Origin of the sequence: Dokdonella sp. (assembly GCF_036518555.1) — a bacterium.
Classification (GTDB): Bacteria; Pseudomonadota; Gammaproteobacteria; order Xanthomonadales; family Rhodanobacteraceae; genus Dokdonella_A.
The window spans coordinates 19,941-37,294 of sequence record NZ_DATDMY010000213.1 but is presented as its reverse complement, the minus strand read 5'-3'; the positions used below and the strand labels follow the sequence as shown (position 1 = coordinate 37,294).

General features: G+C 69.9%; 19 protein-coding genes. 7 read left to right on the top strand and 12 right to left on the bottom strand.

Annotation, left to right across the window (positions count from 1 at the left end; genetic code table 11):
* From VI238_RS12125 to VI238_RS12105, 5 genes are all read right to left on the bottom strand, one after another.
* The coding region (locus tag VI238_RS12125; RefSeq protein WP_331651689.1) for a hypothetical protein at nucleotides 1–437 on the bottom strand (437 nt) is incomplete at its 3' end.
* A 5-nt stretch (nucleotides 438–442) separates the two neighbouring features.
* Complete coding sequence (locus VI238_RS12120) at nucleotides 443–1,048, bottom strand: hypothetical protein (protein ID WP_331651687.1); 606 nt, start codon at nucleotides 1,046–1,048, stop codon at nucleotides 443–445.
* A gap of 98 nt (nucleotides 1,049–1,146) precedes the next feature.
* Nucleotides 1,147–1,713 carry an RNA polymerase sigma factor gene (locus VI238_RS12115; protein WP_331651685.1) on the bottom strand — a complete coding sequence of 189 codons (567 nt, stop codon included), beginning with the start codon at nucleotides 1,711–1,713 and terminating at the stop codon, nucleotides 1,147–1,149.
* 243 nt (nucleotides 1,714–1,956) lie between these two features.
* Nucleotides 1,957–2,661: a hypothetical protein gene (locus VI238_RS12110; protein WP_331651683.1), complete on the bottom strand. Its 705-nt coding sequence runs from the start codon at nucleotides 2,659–2,661 to the stop codon at nucleotides 1,957–1,959.
* A gap of 8 nt (nucleotides 2,662–2,669) precedes the next feature.
* On the bottom strand, nucleotides 2,670–3,344 hold the full coding sequence (locus VI238_RS12105; protein ID WP_331651681.1) for an N-acyl amino acid synthase FeeM domain-containing protein: 675 nt from the start codon (nucleotides 3,342–3,344) through the stop codon (nucleotides 2,670–2,672).
* 208 nt (nucleotides 3,345–3,552) lie between these two features.
* Between VI238_RS12105 and VI238_RS12100 the strand changes: the two genes are divergently transcribed.
* Nucleotides 3,553–4,209 (top strand): energy transducer TonB, encoded by a 657-nt coding sequence (locus VI238_RS12100; RefSeq protein ID WP_331651679.1) that lies wholly within the window; start codon nucleotides 3,553–3,555, stop codon nucleotides 4,207–4,209.
* A gap of 267 nt (nucleotides 4,210–4,476) precedes the next feature.
* Nucleotides 4,477–4,962: a DUF456 domain-containing protein gene (locus tag VI238_RS12095; RefSeq protein WP_331651677.1), complete on the top strand. Its 486-nt coding sequence runs from the start codon at nucleotides 4,477–4,479 to the stop codon at nucleotides 4,960–4,962.
* Between the two features lie 165 nt (nucleotides 4,963–5,127).
* Here VI238_RS12095 and VI238_RS12090 read toward each other — a convergent pair whose 3' ends face one another.
* The 3 genes from VI238_RS12090 to VI238_RS12080 all read right to left on the bottom strand — a co-directional run bounded on the left by VI238_RS12090 (nucleotide 5,128) and on the right by VI238_RS12080 (nucleotide 6,732).
* Nucleotides 5,128–5,538: a GFA family protein gene (locus tag VI238_RS12090; protein ID WP_331651675.1), complete on the bottom strand. Its 411-nt coding sequence runs from the start codon at nucleotides 5,536–5,538 to the stop codon at nucleotides 5,128–5,130.
* Entirely contained in the window at nucleotides 5,535–6,188 is a 654-nt protein-coding gene (gene trhA, locus VI238_RS12085; RefSeq protein ID WP_331651673.1) for a PAQR family membrane homeostasis protein TrhA, read from the bottom strand. The genes VI238_RS12090 and trhA overlap by 4 nt, the downstream gene beginning before the upstream one ends.
* A gap of 76 nt (nucleotides 6,189–6,264) precedes the next feature.
* The gene (locus VI238_RS12080; RefSeq protein ID WP_414650061.1) at nucleotides 6,265–6,732 is read right to left on the bottom strand and encodes a hypothetical protein; all 468 of its coding nucleotides are present in this window, start codon (nucleotides 6,730–6,732) and stop codon (nucleotides 6,265–6,267) included.
* Nucleotides 6,733–6,806: 74 nt separating this feature from the next.
* On the opposite strand from VI238_RS12080, the gene VI238_RS12075 reads away from it, so the two are divergent.
* Nucleotides 6,807–7,646 (top strand): universal stress protein, encoded by an 840-nt coding sequence (locus VI238_RS12075; RefSeq protein ID WP_331651669.1) that lies wholly within the window; start codon nucleotides 6,807–6,809, stop codon nucleotides 7,644–7,646.
* 10 nt (nucleotides 7,647–7,656) lie between these two features.
* Nucleotides 7,657–8,223: a GNAT family protein gene (locus tag VI238_RS12070; RefSeq protein ID WP_331651667.1), complete on the top strand. Its 567-nt coding sequence runs from the start codon at nucleotides 7,657–7,659 to the stop codon at nucleotides 8,221–8,223.
* A 148-nt stretch (nucleotides 8,224–8,371) separates the two neighbouring features.
* Here VI238_RS12070 and VI238_RS12065 read toward each other — a convergent pair whose 3' ends face one another.
* Both VI238_RS12065 and gap read right to left on the bottom strand, forming a co-directional pair.
* Nucleotides 8,372–9,523 (bottom strand): AAA family ATPase, encoded by a 1,152-nt coding sequence (locus VI238_RS12065; RefSeq protein WP_331651665.1) that lies wholly within the window; start codon nucleotides 9,521–9,523, stop codon nucleotides 8,372–8,374.
* Between the two features lie 236 nt (nucleotides 9,524–9,759).
* Entirely contained in the window at nucleotides 9,760–10,773 is a 1,014-nt protein-coding gene (gap, locus tag VI238_RS12060) for a type I glyceraldehyde-3-phosphate dehydrogenase (RefSeq protein ID WP_331651663.1), read from the bottom strand.
* A gap of 280 nt (nucleotides 10,774–11,053) precedes the next feature.
* On the opposite strand from gap, the gene VI238_RS12055 reads away from it, so the two are divergent.
* The 3 genes from VI238_RS12055 (at nucleotide 11,054) to VI238_RS12045 (ending at nucleotide 13,493) form a co-directional block, all read left to right on the top strand.
* Entirely contained in the window at nucleotides 11,054–11,926 is an 873-nt protein-coding gene (locus VI238_RS12055) for an MBL fold metallo-hydrolase (RefSeq protein ID WP_331651661.1), read from the top strand.
* 37 nt (nucleotides 11,927–11,963) lie between these two features.
* Nucleotides 11,964–12,728 carry a S1/P1 nuclease gene (locus VI238_RS12050; protein ID WP_331651659.1) on the top strand — a complete coding sequence of 255 codons (765 nt, stop codon included), beginning with the start codon at nucleotides 11,964–11,966 and terminating at the stop codon, nucleotides 12,726–12,728.
* 198 nt (nucleotides 12,729–12,926) lie between these two features.
* Complete coding sequence (locus tag VI238_RS12045) at nucleotides 12,927–13,493, top strand: porin family protein (RefSeq protein WP_331651657.1); 567 nt, start codon at nucleotides 12,927–12,929, stop codon at nucleotides 13,491–13,493.
* Nucleotides 13,494–13,889: 396 nt separating this feature from the next.
* On the opposite strand, the gene VI238_RS12040 is transcribed toward VI238_RS12045, so the two are convergent.
* Nucleotides 13,890–16,673 (bottom strand): serine/threonine-protein kinase, encoded by a 2,784-nt coding sequence (locus VI238_RS12040; protein ID WP_331651655.1) that lies wholly within the window; start codon nucleotides 16,671–16,673, stop codon nucleotides 13,890–13,892.
* Nucleotides 16,670–17,227 carry an ECF-type sigma factor gene (locus VI238_RS12035; RefSeq protein WP_331651653.1) on the bottom strand — a complete coding sequence of 186 codons (558 nt, stop codon included), beginning with the start codon at nucleotides 17,225–17,227 and terminating at the stop codon, nucleotides 16,670–16,672. Before VI238_RS12035 ends, VI238_RS12040 begins: the two co-directional genes overlap by 4 nt.
* Nucleotides 17,228–17,354: the final 127 nt, after the last annotated feature.

Genomic DNA, 17,354 nt, shown 5'->3' with positions numbered 1-17,354 from the left:
CCTTGCCCGCTCGACTCTTTGCCTCTGAGGTACGCAACGAGGTCATCGTTAGTGACGGGCTTGTATGTCGAAGAATATGCCAGCATGGGGATGTCGACCTTCTCGAAGGTCTTAGCGCCAATCAGGGTCAAGCTCGCCTCGTCCGTGCTCGTACGCGACAGCACTCCCGCCAGAATGACGTTGCGATGCTCGCAATTATCCTTGTACGTCGAGGAGTGGCTCTGGGCGCCGAACACTACGCTACACACGGGAACGAACTGCGACTTGTACTTTGCGACAGTGATTCTCGCTTCGCCACGAAGGTTGAGGTCAGTACCGAATGTGGGGTCGTCCGTGCGTACCTCTTGGACTTGGTCGATTTGACATTCGAGCGCAGCGGCCTCTACAGGGGCGGCAAAAAGGATCAAGGTCAGGAGCTGCAGTCGATTCGATATCATGGTCCCTACCTCCGTTTGGAATGAGCGACTTGCAAGGGATACTGGATGACGCGGCCATTGATCTCATAGCGAAGGACGAGCCTGCTGGGTGTGGCATCTCGACGTACTAGGAAGCTCACGAACCCATCGCTTGATCCGACGAGTCGCATTGGACTTTGCTCACCAGCAATAAGTACAACTTGCCGGGCCTCCGGCGGAACGGATACCTCGATCAATACAAACGGAGATTGGGGGTCTGACTCATCCAACTCGGGTACGACAGATAGCCCTCTAAACGTATCGAAGAGCATCCGTGCTGGATTGGGCATGATGGCCGGAGCGTCTCCATCTCCCACTCCACGCGCAAACCAGCCGGCGCTCGCACCCAGAACAAGGGAGGCGGTGACGGAGATCGAAATTTTGCGTAGACCTTCCAACGCGCGCCGACTTCGCTGGGGCCGAAACAACGCGCGATCAACGGATAGCGAATTGCGCAAGCCGGCATCAACCTCCACCGCCTCCACCAACTCCGGCTTGTCCAGCAAATACGCCTCGAACCACGCGAGCTCCTCGCCTTCGAGTTGGCGATCGAGGTAGCGGGCGAGCCAGGCGCTTTCGAGCCAGGCGGCCATGCGGGTCTGCGTGCCCGGGGTCACGTGATGCCCCTCCTGGCGATGCGCGGTGCCCCTTCATGCAGGGGATGGAGGTGCTGGTGGGCGGACTGTCTCACTCAGGGTCCTCCGAGGCCGGCGCGGTGGAGCAGGTCGCGGAAGCGTTCGCGCGCGCGGAACACGACGCGGTGGAAGTGTGCGGCGTCGATGGCCAGGCTGCGGCAGACCTCGTCCTTGTCCTGCTCGTCGAGGTAGAAGCGCACGAGGATTTCGCGGTCGCGCGCGACCGGTAGCTGTGCGAGCAACTGGCGCAGCAGCGCGGCAAGCTGGTCGGAGCCGAGCCGTTCGACGGGGTCGTCGGTCGCGGGCATGTCGTCGAGCGCGGCCGGGCCGTCGGTCGCGCGGCGCGCGCGGTATTCGGCGCTCGTCGTGTGCACGATCGTCGCCTGCACGTAGGCGGGCAGCGCGGCGGCATCGCGGATCGCGCCCGCGCGCAGGCGCTCGAGCACGCGCGCGAGCACGTCCTGGGCGAGGTCGTCGGCGATGGGGTCGTTGGGACGGCAGTGGCGCCGGACGAGGGCGCGCACGCCGCGTTCGTACTGGCGCACGAAGTCGTGCTCGGCGCGACGATCGCCCGCGGCGATACGGGCGACCAGGTCGGTCACGGGCATCGCGTCGACGGCCATCGTTCCTTCGCCGACAGACATGGGACCCCCCTGATCCCGTCCGCTTCGCGAAGGGTATACAACAACGCGGATGCCCGCAAATCCACCGGTCTGGGGCGCGCCCTCAGCCTCCCCGATGCGACAGCTCCTCGGCGACGGCGTGGCGCAGATGGCGGGACAGGATCTGCGCGCCGCAAGCGATCAGCGCAGCTGCGAGCAGGCATAGGCAGGCTGCATGCCACATCGATCGCGCGAAGCGCCGTCTCATGTCGCGAGCCCCGGCACGAGGCGCGCGTCGGTCGGCGAGCTCGGCGGCATCGCATCGAGGCTCGCCGCGAGCGAGCCTGGAAACAGCGCCCACTCCATCATGCGCAGGTACAGCACGGTCGCCTGGCGCGCCCCGGTCGCGAGGTCGTCGATCTCGCTGTCGTCGGGCGACGACGCGGCAAGCGCGGCCACGATCTGCTCGCCGTGCGGTTGTGCCTCGTGCAGGTGCAGCACGACGAAGCGCGTGTTCTCGCGCGTGAGGAAGGGCGCGGCAAGCGCGGCGCGTGTCGCATCACGCGCGGTACCTCCGGCGAGGTTCTCGAGCACGCACGCGGCGCCCAGCCGCAGGTACGGCCAGTCATCGACCACCGCGCGGAAATGCGCATGCCACAGCGTCACGTCGAGCGGCTCCGGCAGCAGCGGCAAGCCCATGCGCTCGAGGTCGGCGGCGGCGACGAGGTAGTGGTGTTCCTCTTCGGCCGCGAAGTCGAACAGGAACCGGCGCAGTGCACGTCGTCGTGCGAGCGCCGGATGTGCCGCCGCGCGCAGGAAGTAGCCCTGCACGCCGCGCGTGAGGTGGTACTGCATCGACAGGTAGCGCTGGTATTGCACGACCGTCAGCGGCGCTTGCGTGATCGCGCGCTGGAGCAGGGTGGCGAAGCGTTGCTGCGCCTCGGCGATAGCCCGGATGACGGGGTCCATGATCGGCCTCAGGCGACGAGCCGGCACGCGGGACGCGCGCGCGGCCGTCCCGCATGGAAGCGTGCGATGCGTTCGAGTACGTGCTGCGTGTACGGACTGTCGGCGCGATGGTCCGCGAGCCAGTCGGCGAGTGGAGCGGCGCGCTCGCGCAGGTAGTGCGTCTCGCCGAGGATCGCCATCGGTACCTGTGCGCCGCACTCGGTATCGATGTAGCCCTCGGCGTACTGCAGGCATGCGTAGCGCTCGAACACGGGCACGAGTTCCGGCTTGCAGCTGAGCAGGCCGAAGCACCGGTCCTTGAGTACGGCGAGGGCGAAGCCGAGAAAGAGCAGTTTCGGCGTAGCGTCCGCGCTGCGCGCCGATGGCGCGACCATGAGGCGGGTGAAATGCATCACCTGGGACGGCGGCATGAAGTCGAACGTATCGAAGGCCGCCGCATGGCGAGCGCGCGCGTCGTCGTCGAGGAACTCGGCGCGCATGGTCGCGACGACCGCGCCCTCGCGTTCGATGTAGTAGACGATGCTGGACGCCGTGTGGTCGAGCGGCTCGATCAGGGTGCGCGCGACGTGATCGGCATGCGCAGCGTGCTTGCCCTGTTCCTCGACGTAGATGCGGTAGCGGAACGCGCCTACGCGCGCGAGGTCATCGGGCGTCACGACGACGCGAACATCGTGCATGTCCATGCAGCGGCTCCCCTTCGACTGTCCACTGCCGAAGGAGCGCGAAGGCATGCCGTTGTCCCATCGACGTTGCGCCGCGCCGATCGGCGGGGCTTGCGCGCCGTCGTGGCATGCGATCGCGGCGCGCTCCTGGCCGAGCGAAGGTCCCCCCGAACCCCACTCCACGCGCTGCCGCGTTTCCGCTTCCGTACCTACCGGAGGAGGCACGACCATGGCAACCCCCGCAGCCGCACATCTTCCGCGGCCCGACTGGCAGCGCGTCACCGCGCTGGGCACGAGCTTCCTCATGCATGCGATCGCCGCGATGGCCGTCGCGGTGCCGCTCACGATGCAGGTCGAACGCATCGAACCACGCCGCGTCGAAGCGACCCTGATCGAGGAGCCGTCGCCGCTGCCGCCGCCTCCGCCCGAGCAGGAGCCACGGCCGCGCGCGCCCGTGCAGCACGCGCCGTCGCGTCCACAGTCGATCGCACCACCGGCGCCTGCGCGCAGCGTGATCGAGGTTCCGGCGACGCCCACGCCGGTCGACATCGCGCCGGCACGTCCGTCGTCCCCGGAGAACGGCATGCCTGGAGGCGCGGCCGGCGGAGAGACGCGACGCCTCGCCTACGACGGCGCGTTGAAGCTGAGGTATCCCGCAACGGCGTTGCGCGCGCGCCGGCAGGGCGACGTGCTGCTCGACGTACTCGTCGATGCGAGCGGCAACGTGCAGCGCGTCGAGATCGCGCGCAGCTCCGGCCACGCCGATCTCGACACCGCTGCGCGCGACGCCGTGCTGCGCGCGCACTTCAAGCCCGTGTTGCGCGACGGCGAGCCGGTCGCCGGTTGGGGCGTCGTGCCGATCGAGTTCCGTCTCGATCGCGCGTGACCGGGCTGGACGGACGGACGTCGCGTGGGAGCGGCTTCGGCCGTTCCACATCGCGCGCACCGAGGCACGCCAGGGCGGATCACCGCGCCCGGCGCCGACTGCGCCGCAGGCGCGAACCCGGGTCCGGAGGACCGCAGGGCAGGAAGAGGGGTTCATTCGCGGGCTTGCGGCCCGATGCGGCCTACTCGTGACGTCACGCCGTCCGGCACGCCCGCGCCGCGCGACGCGATCGGCTAGAGTGAGCGACCGATCGAACGGGGACGCCGAATGGACCTGCACGCGCTCTGGTACGTCGTCGCCGCGATCCTCGTGATCGTCGGCCTCGTCGGCACCGTGCTCCCTGCGTTGCCCGGCGTGCCGCTGCTGTTCTGCGGGCTGCTGCTCGCGGCCTGGGCGGACGGCTTCGCGCACGCGGGCGCGTTCACGCTGTTCGTGCTCGGCGCACTGACCGTGATCGCGCTCGGCATCGACTTCGTCGCCGGCGTGCTCGGCGCGAGGAAGGTCGGCGCGAGCCGTTACGCGGTGATCGGCGCCGCGCTCGGCACGCTGTTCGGCCTCTTCTTCGGCTTGCCCGGCCTGTTGCTCGGCCCGTTCGTCGGTGCGCTGCTCGGCGAACTCGTCGCGGGCGGCACGCTGCGCAAGGCGACCGGCGTCGGCGTCGGCGCCTGGATCGGCTTCCTCGCCGGCGCGATCGCCAAACTCGCGATCTGCTTCGCGATGCTCGGCATCTTCACGTTCGCGTTCGTGGCGTGAGGAGCCGGAAGCAAAGATTGAAACACGAAGGACACGAAGGACACGAAGGAAGAGCATTCGACAGTGAGCAGGTCCGGACAGGAGCACAGTCCAGCGCAAGCAGCTGTCCCTCGCCGCATTTCATCTGCACCTGCTTCTCTTCGTGTCCTTCGTGTCCTTCGTGTTTCAATCTTTAAGCTCTTCGATCGACAAATGCGCGATCGCGGCCTCGCTCTCGGCGCGGCGCGTGTCGTCGAACGGGGTGATGTCGACGCGTTCGATCGTCGCCGGGTCGAGGCAGCGCACGTTGACGTCGAAGCCGTCCGGGTTCGAGCGCGGCACGTAGAAGCTCTTGATGCCGCAGTGCGCGCAGAACAGGTGCTTCGCGGTGCCGGTATTGAACGTGTACTCCGTGAGCGCGTCCGCGCCCGCGAGCAGGCGGAAGCGCGTGGCCGGCACGATGAGGTGCAGGAATCCGCTCATGCGGCAGATCGAACAGTTGCAGTCGAGCGCGCCAATGACCGCGGGCGCATCGACCTCGATGCGTACGCGCCCGCAATGACAGCCGCCGCGATGGGTACGCAATGGCTCGCTCATGTGGCCCCCGGCAGCACGTAGAACAGCACGGCGAAGAACTGCAGCACGCTGCCAAGCAGGACGAACAGGTGCCACAGCGCATGGCTGTAGGGCAGGCGCCGGCTCAGGTAGAACGGCACGCCGAGCGTGTACGCGGCGCCGCCGCCGAGCAGCAGCCAGAGGCCGCCCGGTGCGATGCTCGCGAGCAGCGGCTTGATTGCGATGAGGCCGATCCAGCCGAGGCAGACGTACAGCGCGGCCATCACCTTGCGGCTCTTCACGCCCGCGAGTTCGAGCCCGATGCCGGCGAACGCGAGCAGCCAGACGATCGCGAACAGCGACCAGCCCCACGTGCCGCGCAGGCTGATCAGCGTGAACGGCGTGTAGGTACCCGCGATGAGCAGGAAGATCGCCGCGTGATCGAGCGTGCGCAGCAACGGCTTCGCGCGCGGCGACGGGATGCCGTGGTAGAGCGTCGACGCGGTGTAGAGCAGGATCAGGCTCGCGCCGTACACGCTCACGCTCGCGACGTGGCGCGGCTCGCCGTCGCGCGCGGCGAACGCGACGAGGGCGGCGAGCCCGGCGATGCTGAGCACGATGCCGAGACCGTGGATGAGGCTCGACGCGAGCTCCTCGCTGCCGCTGTAGCGCGGCGCCGCCGATGTCGTCATCGTGCACTCCCGCGGCGCATGGCGCACCGCAACATGCGCACCGTACCGCATCGTACGGCCGGCGCCAACCGCCGCGTCAACGGCGACGGAGCGTGAATTTGCCGAACGCGACGCCGAGGTCCCAGCCGCTGCCCTTGCCCGACAGGGCGAGCGAAACCGGCCCCTTCGTCAGCACCTGCGCCTCGGCCGATTTCGCCGCGCCCGCATGCGCGCCCGCGCTCGCGTAGGCGCCGAGCACGTCCTCGATGTCGTACACCTCGGTGAAGCGGCCGCGCCCGTCGTGGATCTCCGACTTGCCGAACGTGATGCCGCCGCCCTTCGCCTCGATGACGACGCGCAGCGTGTCGCCGTTGCTGCACGTGACCGTGCCTTCGCCCGAGGCGGTCTTGTAGAACGCGGACCAGCCCGCGAGCGAGAAGCGCATCTCGCAGTCGAGGTCCTTGCGCGCGTGCGCGGGCGCCGCCGCCACGAACAGCAGCGCGCCGAAAAAGAATGCCGTACGCACCGTGATGCCTCCTGTCGCCGGAATGCCGGACGCAAGCATAGCGCCCGCGTGCGAGGCGCGCGCGCGGACGCGCGACGCCGTAAGCTATCGCCACTGCGTTGCCGGAGCGTGCCATGGCCGAACCCGCCGCGTGTCCGTTCGATATCCTCGTCCACCTGCGCCGCACCGACGCGCTCGGCAGCGCGGGCACGGTCGGCCTCGCCCTCGCGCAGCGCCTGCATGCGTACGCGACCGGCCTCCACGTCGTGCCGATGTCGCCGGTCGCGTTCGCTTCGCCGGAGGCCGTCGCGCTGTACGTGAACGAAGCCGAGGGCGCCTACCGCGACGCATTGCAACGTGCGCCGTTCTGGCAGGCCGAACTCGACGCGCGCGGATTGCAAGGCACCTGGAGCGCGAGTCAGGGCGACGTGATCGAGTCGCTCTGCCAGGCCTCGCGCTGGAGCGATCTCGTCGTGGTCGAGCGCCCGCAGCTCAATCCGGATGCACCGACCGGCTGGGGGCTCGTCTCGCGCACGGTGTTCGGCGCATCGGCGCCGATCGTCGTCGTGCCCGAACGCGTGCGCGGCGACACCGTCGGCCGGCGCATCGCGGTCGCGTGGAACGGCAGCCGCGAAGCCGCGCTCGCGATCCGCGGTGCGCTACCGCTGCTCGCGCGCGCGGAGCACGTGCAGGTATTCGAGGGCGAGCCCGTCGACAATCCGCTCGGGCTGCGCTTCCTGCCGCGGCTCGACCTGCGCCCGTGGCTCGCGCGACGCGGCATCGTCGCGAGCTACGGCGCCTTCACGGCCCGCAAGGACTGCGGCGCCGCCCTGCTCGACGCCGCGCATGCGATCGACGCGGACCTCGTCGTGATGGGTGCCTGGGGACACTCGCGCATCGCCGAACTCGTGCTCGGCGGCACCACGCGCCACCTGTTCCAGCACAGCGACCTGCCGCTGCTCGTCGCGCACTGAGCGCACGCACATGGACGCGCACGACCGGCCGATCCCCGAACTCGCCGACGCGCGCGTGCGCCTGCGCGCGCTCGCAGCGCGCGACGCCGAAGGCTTGTTCGCGTTGCACTCCGACGCGGACGTCATGCGCTACTGGAGTTTTCCGGCATGGACCGAGCGCGCGCAGGCGATCGACCACATCGAACGCATGCAACGCGAGCGCGCCGTGCGCGAGTTTTATCCATGGGTCGCGACCCTGCCCGGCAGCGACACCCTCGTCGGCACCTGCTCGCTGTTCGGCGTCGACCGGGAGCACAGGCGCGGCGTGATCGGCTACGCGCTGCTGCCTTCGCTGTGGCGTCGTGGGCTGGCCGGCGCGATGCTGCAGCTCGCGCTCGGCCACGCGTTCGAAGGCATCGGGCTCGAACGCATCGAGGCGGACATCGATCCCGACAACGTCGCCTCGTGCCGCCTCGTCGAGCGCGTCGGCTTCGTGCGCGAGGGCACCTTGCGCGAACGCTGGCGCGTCGGCGGCGGCGTGCAGGACACCGCGCTGTATGGATTGTTGCGGCGCGAGTGGCGGCGCGCGGCCGTGTGAATCGTGCGCGCGTGCGCATCATCGGTAGGATGGGACGTAGCGCGCGTACGACGCGCATGGATGCGACGCGCACGGTCGCGAGCCCCACCACATCGGTCATCGCGAAGCATCGTCGGTGGCCCTCGCCGCGGCGCGGCTGCGTCCCGCCCTACGGCCATGCGGGCGCGTCGAGCAAGCCTTGGCCCGCGACGCGCGTCTCGCCGTACTCGCGCACGAGTTCGATCGATGGGGCGCCGCCGGCGTCCTCGATCGCGTCGACGAGCGCGCGCGCATGGCTGATCAGCCACACCTGGCTGCGTTTCGCCGCCGCGACGACCTGGCGCGCGAGCGGGCGCAGCAGGTCCGGATGCAGGCTCTGCTCGGGCTCGTTGAGCACGAGCAGCTCGGGCGGGCGCGGGCTCATGAGCGCGGCGAGCAGGCACAGGTAACGCAAGGTACCGTCGGAGAGTTCCGCCGCGGACAGTGGACGCAACAGGCCCTCGACGCGCAGGCCGACCTGCAGGCGCGCATCACCGGCGTCGAGGATGTCGAGCGCGGAGCCCGGGAACGCATCCTCGATCGCGGCCTCGAGCGCGGGACCGTCGCCGATCTCGAGGATCGTCTGCAAGGCTGCGGCGAGATCGCGGCCGTCGTGCGCGAGCGCGCCGGTCTGCACGCTCACGCGCGGCTGGCGCAGCGGGCTCTCGGCGTCGGTGCGGAAGCCGTCGTAGAAGCGCCACGCGCGCAGCCGCTCGCGCAACGCGAACAGCTCCGGAAAGCGTTCGGGCTCGCCGAGTTCGGCGAGCAGCGACTGGTTGCGCGCGGGCGCGAACGCGAGCCGCGCCCATTTGCCGTCCGCACCGCGTGCGCGCACGTCGAAACCTTCGCGTTGGAGCCACGTGTTCGACGGCCGCCGCGGCGGCTGCTGCCAGACGACCTCGTGCTTGATCTCCGGATCGAATGCGAAGCGCGAGCGCGACGGTGTCGGCAGGCCGAGCGCGATCTCGTACGCGACGTCGTCCGCGGCGAAACCGAACGTCACGCGCAGCGGCGCCTTCTTCGCCGTGCCCCGGATCGGCCCGCCGCGTTTCGCCTGCTGGCGGATGTCGTGCGGCCCGGCCCATTGCACCGAAGGAATGCCGCCTTCGAGCGCGAGCGCTTCGGCGAGGCGGCCATCGGCCGCCTGCGCGAGCAGACGCAGTGCACGATAGAGGTTCGATTTGCCGCAACCGTTCGCGCCGGTGACGACCGTGAGCGGCGTCAACGCGAGCGTGAGATCGCGCAGCGAGCGGTAGTTGGAGACGGCGAACGTGTGCAGCATGCGCGCGATTGTAGTGGGCGCGATTGCAATGGGCGCGATCGTAGTGGGCGCGATCGTAGTGGGAGCGACGATCGATCCGTCCTGCAGCGGGCGCAAGAAAGGCAAAGCCCCGGCGGACCGGGGCTTCGCGGATTGCAGGCGGGTCGAGCGCGAAGCGCGAGTCCCACCGTGAGGCTGCCGCGGCGCTCGCGGCGGCGGCGCGCGCTACGCGGTCCGCCCCGCGCGGAACGCCGCGTCTACTTCGCGTTCGCGAACGCGATCGTCATGTCGAGCATGCGGTTGGAGAAGCCCCATTCATTGTCGTACCACGACAGCACCTTGACGAGGGTGCCTTCCATCACGCGCGTCTGCGTCGCGTCGTAGATCGACGACAGCGGGTTGTGGTTGAAGTCGATCGAGACGAGCGGCTGCGTGTTGACGCCGAGCACGCCCTTGAGTTTGCCGTTCGCCGCCTCGTTGATCGCGGCGTCGATCTCGTCCTTGGTCGTCGCGCGCCTGGCGACGAACGAGAAGTCGACCACCGACACGTTGATCGTCGGCACGCGCATCGAGAAGCCGTCCAGCTTGCCGACGAGTTCGGGCAGCACGAGGCCGATCGCCGCGGCGGCGCCGGTCTTGGTCGGGATCTGCGACATCGTCGCCGAACGCGCGCGACGCAGGTCCTTGTGGAAGACGTCGGTGAGCACCTGGTCGTTCGTGTACGCGTGGATCGTCGTCATGAGACCGTGCGCGATGCCGATCTTTTCGTGCAGCACCTTCGCGAGCGGCGCGAGGCAGTTGGTCGTGCACGACGCATTCGAGATGACCTCGAAGCTGCCCTTGAGGCCGTCGTGATTGACGCCGTAGACGAACGTGCCGTCGACGTCCTTCTCGCCCGGCGCCGAGATGATGACCTTCTTCGCGCCGGCGGCGAGGTGCGCGCCCGCCTTCGCCTTGCTCGTGAACAGGCCCGTGCACTCGAGCACGATGTCGACGCCGAGATCCTTCCACGGCAGCTTGGACGGATCGCGCTCGGCACAGACCTTGATGCGGTCGCCGTCGACGATGAGGTCGCCGCCGTCGACCGCGACTTCACCGGGGAACTTGCCGTGCGCGGTGTCGTAGCGCGTCAGGTGCGCGTTCGTCTCCGCGTCGCCGAGGTCGTTGATCGCGACGATGCGGATCTCGTTCGTGCGCTTGGACTCGTACAACGCGCGCAGCACGTTGCGGCCGATGCGGCCATAGCCATTGATCGCGACCTTGACTGCCATGGAACGACTCCTCGGATGGGGCGTATGCGGGGCGCGCATTTTACCGGCCCTGCGGGGGTACGCACAGGGCCGCTTCCGAGGGGGCCAATGCGGCAGACCGGCCGGATCGCGCGGCTGCTCGAAGCCGCTCCGGCGCCGACGCGCGCCGCGACGCGTCGGCCGCGGTCGGCCCGGTCGGACATGTCGCGCTCGGCTTTCCTACGCGCGGCGACGACGCGTCCGCCATGTCCGCGCGGCGCCGGTGCGTTACGCTGCGCGCAGCCTTGGGATTCTTGCATCGATGTCGAGCCCGCCCGTCGTCCACAGCGTCCACCATCCGACCAGCGGCACCTGGACGCACGTCGTCGCCGATCCTGCGAGCGGGCGCGCGGCGGTCGTCGATCCGGTGCTGGACTTCGACGTCGCGTCGGGGCGAATCGACCCGGGCCCGGCCCGCGCCTTGCTCGCCCGCATCGGCCAACTCGGCCTCGAGATCGCCGTGATCCTCGAAACGCACGCCCATGCCGACCACCTGTCCGCGGGCGGTTGGCTGCGCGACCGCCTCGGCGTGCCGCTCGCGATCGGCGCCGGCATCATCGAGGTGCAGCGCACCTTCAAGCGACTGCTTGCGCTCGGCGACGACTTCCCCGCGGAGGGCCGCGAGTTCGACCGCCTGCTCCGCGACGGCGAGCGTGTCGACGTCGGCACGCTCGCGGTCCGCGTGATCGCGACGCCGGGACATACGTCCGACAGCCTCGCCTACCTCGCTGGCGACGCCCTGCTCGTCGGCGACACGATGTTCGCGCCCGCCGCGGGCACCGCGCGCTGCGACTTTCCCGGTGGCAGCGCGGCGACGCTGTACCGCTCGATCCGCCGACTGTACGAGCTGCCGGACGCGACGCGCGTGTTCCTCTGCCACGACTATCCCGCGGCGGGCGCCGTGGCGATCGCGCAAGCGTTCATGCGCGACGAGAAGGATTCGAACGTTCACCTGCGCCACGACACGAACGAGGACGACTACGTCGCCGTGCGCGAGCAGCGCGACGCGACGCTCGCGGTGCCGACGCTGCTGTGGCCGGCGATCCAGTTCAACATCCGCGGCGGCCGGCTGCCGCCCGCGGACGCGCTTGGTCGTCGCTACTTGAAGCTGCCCGCGTACTTCGATGCGGATTGACGCGCGGCATGTCGTGCTCGCATTGATGCTCGCGTGCATGCCCCTGCACGCACGCGCGTGGGGGCCTGCGGGGCATCGCATCGTGGCCGCGCTCGCCGAACGACAGCTGTCGGCGACGACGCGCGCGGCGCTGCGACCGCTGCTCGCACGTTCGCGCGCGAACGCGCTCGCCGACGTCGCGACCTGGGCCGACGACCTGCGCGACGATCGCCACCGACGCGCACTGTGGCATTCGACCTCGAAGCTGCATTTCGTCGCGTTCGCCGACGCGACCTGCCGGTACGACGCGCGGCATGACTGCGCGGATGGCCGATGCGCGGTAGCGGCGATCGATCGCTACGCGACCGTACTCGGTGATCGCGCACGTAGCGTCGACGAACGCGCCGAGGCCCTGCGCATGCTCGTGCATCTCGTCGCCGATGTGCATCAGCCGCTGCATGCGGGCTACCGGCACGATGCCGGCGGCAATGGGTACCGGATCCGCGGCGCAGGTCGGCGCGCCACGACCCTGCATGCGCTCTGGGACACGCCCGTACTCGGCGTCCGACGCGGCGAGTGGCAGACGCGCGCCGCCGAGCTGGCCGCGCAACCCGCGCCCGCAGCCGCGGGACGCGTCGCGGACTGGGCCGAAGAATCGTGCCGCGCGACGCGCGATGCCGGCATATACCCGCCCCGTCGCCACGTGGATGCCGCCTACCTCGCGCGGATGCGCCCGCTCGCCGAACGACGCATGCGGCAAGCCGGGATGCGCCTCGCCGCGCTCCTCGACCGTTCCCTCGGATCCGCCCGCCGCCGCCCGTAGCAGGGCCATTTCTCCCGCCGTTTCAGGGGCTTAGGGAGGCGTGAATGGATTCTGAACCGGCCAGTATTGAAATGCGGGGCCTGAATCCCATCTATACGCACGCCGCCGACGGGTGAACCCGGAAGCGACGCTATGCATCGAACGCATGGGTTATCGCGTCTCGCGGACGACCCACCCCCAACAAGCTGGAGTTTGATCATGAAGAACACCCTGCTCGCCCTTGCCCTTTCGACGGCCGGTCTGGCCGCCCTTCCCGTCCACGCGGCCGACACGAACGGATGGTTCGTCAACGGCAACGTCGGCCAGTCCAACCTCAGCAAGGGTGCCTACGACGACAACGACACCGGCTTCGGTGCGAACGTCGGTTATCGCTGGGCACTCGCCCCGAACTTCCTGCTCGGCGTCGAGGGCGGCTACACGGACCTCGGCAACGTTTCGCCCAAGTCCGGTTACCCGGGCTTCGCGGACGCGGAGGTCAAAGGCTGGAACCTCGGCGTGAACGGCCACTTCAACATCAACGACAACTGGTACCTCAGCGGTCGCGCCGGCTTCTTCCGCGCCGACCTCAAGGGCAGCTACGGCGTGCTCGAGGCGCCGATCCACGTCGACGACAACAGCAACAAGTGGTACGCGGGCGCGGGGTTCGGTTACGACTTCAGCAACAATTTCAGCGTCGGCCTCAACTACGACTACTACAAGGCCGAGAAGAACGGCCTCAAGTTCGACCCGGATCTCGTTTCGGTCAGCGCCGAGTACCGGTTCTGATTCCTGCCTCCGACGGGAGTACAGCGGCAAGGACGCCGTCACAGCAAGCCGGCCCGCGAAAGCGGGCCGGTTTTTTTGTCGGCCGCGCACGGGCATCCGCGAGCGCGGTACCGCCGACGCTGCGGCGGCGCTGCGCTCCGAGCGTCGTCGGCGCTCGCCGGCAGCAAGGCGTACGCGATGCAACGCAACCACCCGGCCATCGCGGGTTGCGCGCGTGTGGCGCGAGGACACGGCGCGACCGTGCACTCGCGGGCCGGCGTCATGGTCCTCGGCTGCACCGGACGGCGTCCGCCTCGCATCGCGGCGACGCCACGATGGCAGCCGCTTGATCCATCAAGCGCAGGAAAGGCGCGCGCATGTCGAGCGCTCGCGGTACGCGGTGATCGAGGGGCGGGGTCAACGCCAGCGCGCGAGTCCGAGTCGCACGGGCGATGCCTCGGCGAATGTCGTCGCGATCATCGCGCGCAGCGGTTCGACGAGCGCGCGCGCCTCGGCGTCGCGGCCGGCCTCGGACACGGCGGCGGCGTAGGCGAGCGCGAACTCCGCGACGTACGGATGGGTCTCGCCGTACTGCGCGCGCACGGCATCGAGCGCCAGGCGTCGATGCTCGAGCGCGCTCGCACGGTCGTGCGCCGCCGCCGCGATGTCGGCCTCGAAAGCCTCGCGGCGCGCCCGCACGAGCGGCGTGAGCGTCGCGCGCGAGCGCAGCAGGGACTGCAACGTCTTCGCGGCCTGCTCGCGCATCCCCGACGCGAGCTGCCATTGGCCGTGCACGAGTTCGCACTTCGCCGTATTGAGGTCGTCTTCGCCGAAGTGCGTGCGCATGCCGTCGAGCGCCCGCTCGAGCGGCGCCTTCGCCTCGCCGAGTCGCCCCGCCTGCACGAGCGCACGCGCGAGGTTGTACTCGGCACGCAACACGAGGCGATTGCCGTCCGGCAAGGTGGCCCGGCGCGTGCGCAACGACTCCTCGTAGAGCGGGATCGCCGCGCCGTAGTCGCCCATGTCCTCGTACGCGGTCGCGAGGTTGTTGAGCGGCACCGCATAGGCTGCCGTGTCCTTGCCCGAGACGCCGGCATGGATGCGCAGCGCCTCGCGGTACTGCGCGGCCGCGTCGGCGAAGCGACCGAGATCCTGCAGCGTGTAGCCGAGCACGTTGTGCGCATCGGCCGACTTCGCGCTGCGCTCGCCGTACAGTTCGTGGCAGAGTGCGATATTGCGTTCGAACAGCGGCACCGCCTGCGCGGGCTTGCCCGAATCGGACAGCGCGCGCGCATAACCCTGCAGCGTGATCTGGTAGTCGGGATGGTGCTCGCCGAACTGCTTCTGCTTGAGCGCGAGCGCCTCGCGGTAGTAGTCGAGCGCGTGCGCGTAGTCGGCGCGCTTCGCGGCGACGAGGCCGAGGTTGTGCAGCGACGACGCGATGCCGTCGCCAGGCACGTCGGTCGCAAGCGTGCGCCGCAGGTCGAGGCCCTTGTGCAGGGCGGCTTCGGCTTCCTCGTAGCGGTCCTGCGCCTCGAACGCGAGGCCGAGCGTGTTCCAGGAATCGGCGAGCGCGCGCGCATCGTCGGGCGCGTGCGACGTGCGCAGCTCGAGGGCGCGGCGCGCCGCCGCTTCGACATCGGTCGCCGGATAGGCGTTGTTCGCGTAGACCACGGCGAGCTGGCTCAATGCCTCGGCCGCTTTCAGGGGCTCGTCGACGCGCGGATCCAGATAGAGCTCCGCCGCAGTGCGGAACAATGCGATGCTCGGCTTCGGCTCGCCGAGATGGCGGTAGGCTGTCGCGAGCACGTCGAGCAGGTGCGCCTTCACCTGCGGCGCATCCTCGAGCTCGCGCTCGATGCGCGCCGCGCCTTCGTCGAGCACTTCGCGCGCGCTGATGTCGCGGTGCCCGGTGTTGAGGCGCGGATTGGACGTGTCGAACACGGAGACGAGGAAATCGCTGACGCGTTCGGCGGTCGCCGCCTGGCGTTTCGCTTCCTGCTCCGCGGCGCGCGCGCGCGCGTTCTCCAGCGCGAGGCGCCAGGTGAATGCGGCGAGCACGAGCACGGCGCAGGCGGCGGCGAGCGCGACGGGCCAACGCCGGCGCAGCAGGCGCGCGGCGCGATAGCGCACCGTCGGCGCGCGCGCCTTCACGGGGCGATGCTCCAGGAAGCGCAGCACGTCGTCGCCGAGTTCCTGCGCCGACGCGTAGCGCGACGCGGGACGCGCGGCGGTCGCGTGCAGCACGATCGCATCGAGGTCGCCGGCGAGGCGCGCGCGCCATGGCACGTCGCCCGCGAGGTCGCTCGGCCGTACGCTCGCCTCGGCCAGCCGCGCGACGGTGCGGTCGGCGGTATCCACGCGCGCCTTGCGCCCGGTCACGAGCTCGAACAGGACGAGGCCGAGCGCGTAGACATCGCTCGCGGTCGTGAGCGTTTCGCCCGCTAGCTGCTCCGGACTCGCGTAGCCCGGCGTGAAATAGCCGTCCGCCTCGGCCGCGCGCGGCCGGTCGAGCGCGCGCGCGATGCCGAAATCGAGCAGCACGGGCGTGCCGTCGGTGCGCACGAGCACGTTCGACGGCTTGAGGTCGCAATGCACGATCAGTCGCTGGTGCGCGAACTGCACGGCGTCGCACACGGCGCGGAACAGGACGAGCCGCGCGCGCAGGTCGAGCCTGCGATCGCGGCAGTACTCGTCGATCGGCACGCCCTCGACGTACTCCATGACGAGGTAGGGTTGGCCGCCCGGCGTCGCGCCGCCGTCGAGCAGGCGCGCGATGTGCGGATGCTGCAAGGTCGCGAGGATCTGCCGCTCGCGCGCGAAATGCACGAGCGCGTCGCTGCCCGGCAGGCCGCGGATGAGCTTGACCGCCGCCTGCTGCTCGAAGTGACCGTCGGCGCGCTCGGCGAGATGGACCGCGCCCATGCCCCCGCTGCCGAGGCGCCGCAGCAGGCGCCACGCGCCGAGGCGATCGCCTTCGCCGAGCTCGGTCTCGGGGTACGCGCCGAGCGCGCGCAGCACCGGCGCACGCAGCACGGTGTCGCTCGCTTCGCAGTCGAGCAGCGTCTCGACTTCGGCGATCACGGCCGCATCGGCGCCCTCCGCGTCGTAGCGGCGGCGACGCTCGTCCGGCGCGAGATCGCAGACGAGGTCGAACAGGCGCCGCACCTCGACGAAATCCGCGCGCGCCGCCTCGGTCACGCAGCGAGTTCCCGGTTCAGCCACGCGCGCGCGAAACGCATGTCGCGTGCGACGGTCGGCACCGAGATGCCGACTGCGGCGGCGATCTCGTCCTGTTCCATGCCGGCGAAACAGCTCATTTCCATCACGCGCGCGGCGCGCGCGTCGTGGTCCGCGAGCCGCGTCAGGGCCTGGTCGAGCGCGAGCAGGTCGAGCACGCCGCCGACCTCGCCCGCGGCGCCCTCGGCGGTCGCGCCGAGCGTCACGTGCAGTGCGCCGCCACCGCGCTTGGCCGCCTGGCGCGCGCGCGCATGGTCGATGAGGATCGAACGCATGTGCAGCGCGGCGACGCCGAGGAAGTGCGCGCGGCTGATGAAGTCGGTGTCGTTGCCGAGCATGCGCAGCAGCGCTTCGTGCACGAGCGCGGTCGGGTTGAGCGTCTGCTCGCGCTCGCCGCGCAGGCGCTGCACCGCACTGCGGCGCAGCGCTTCGTAGATGCGCGGCATCGCGACCGCGAGCGCGTCGCGATCGCCCCGATGCCAGGCATGCAGCAGCTGCGTGATGTCCTGTTCCACCGCGTCCCCTCGGCCGCGCGCCCGTGGCGGACAGGCAATGTAGGCAGCGGAACGGCATCGCGCAACCGGCTCGCGCCACGCGATCGCCCCGGCGCGCGGGGGCACGCCGGGGCGATGCGCTGGGGCG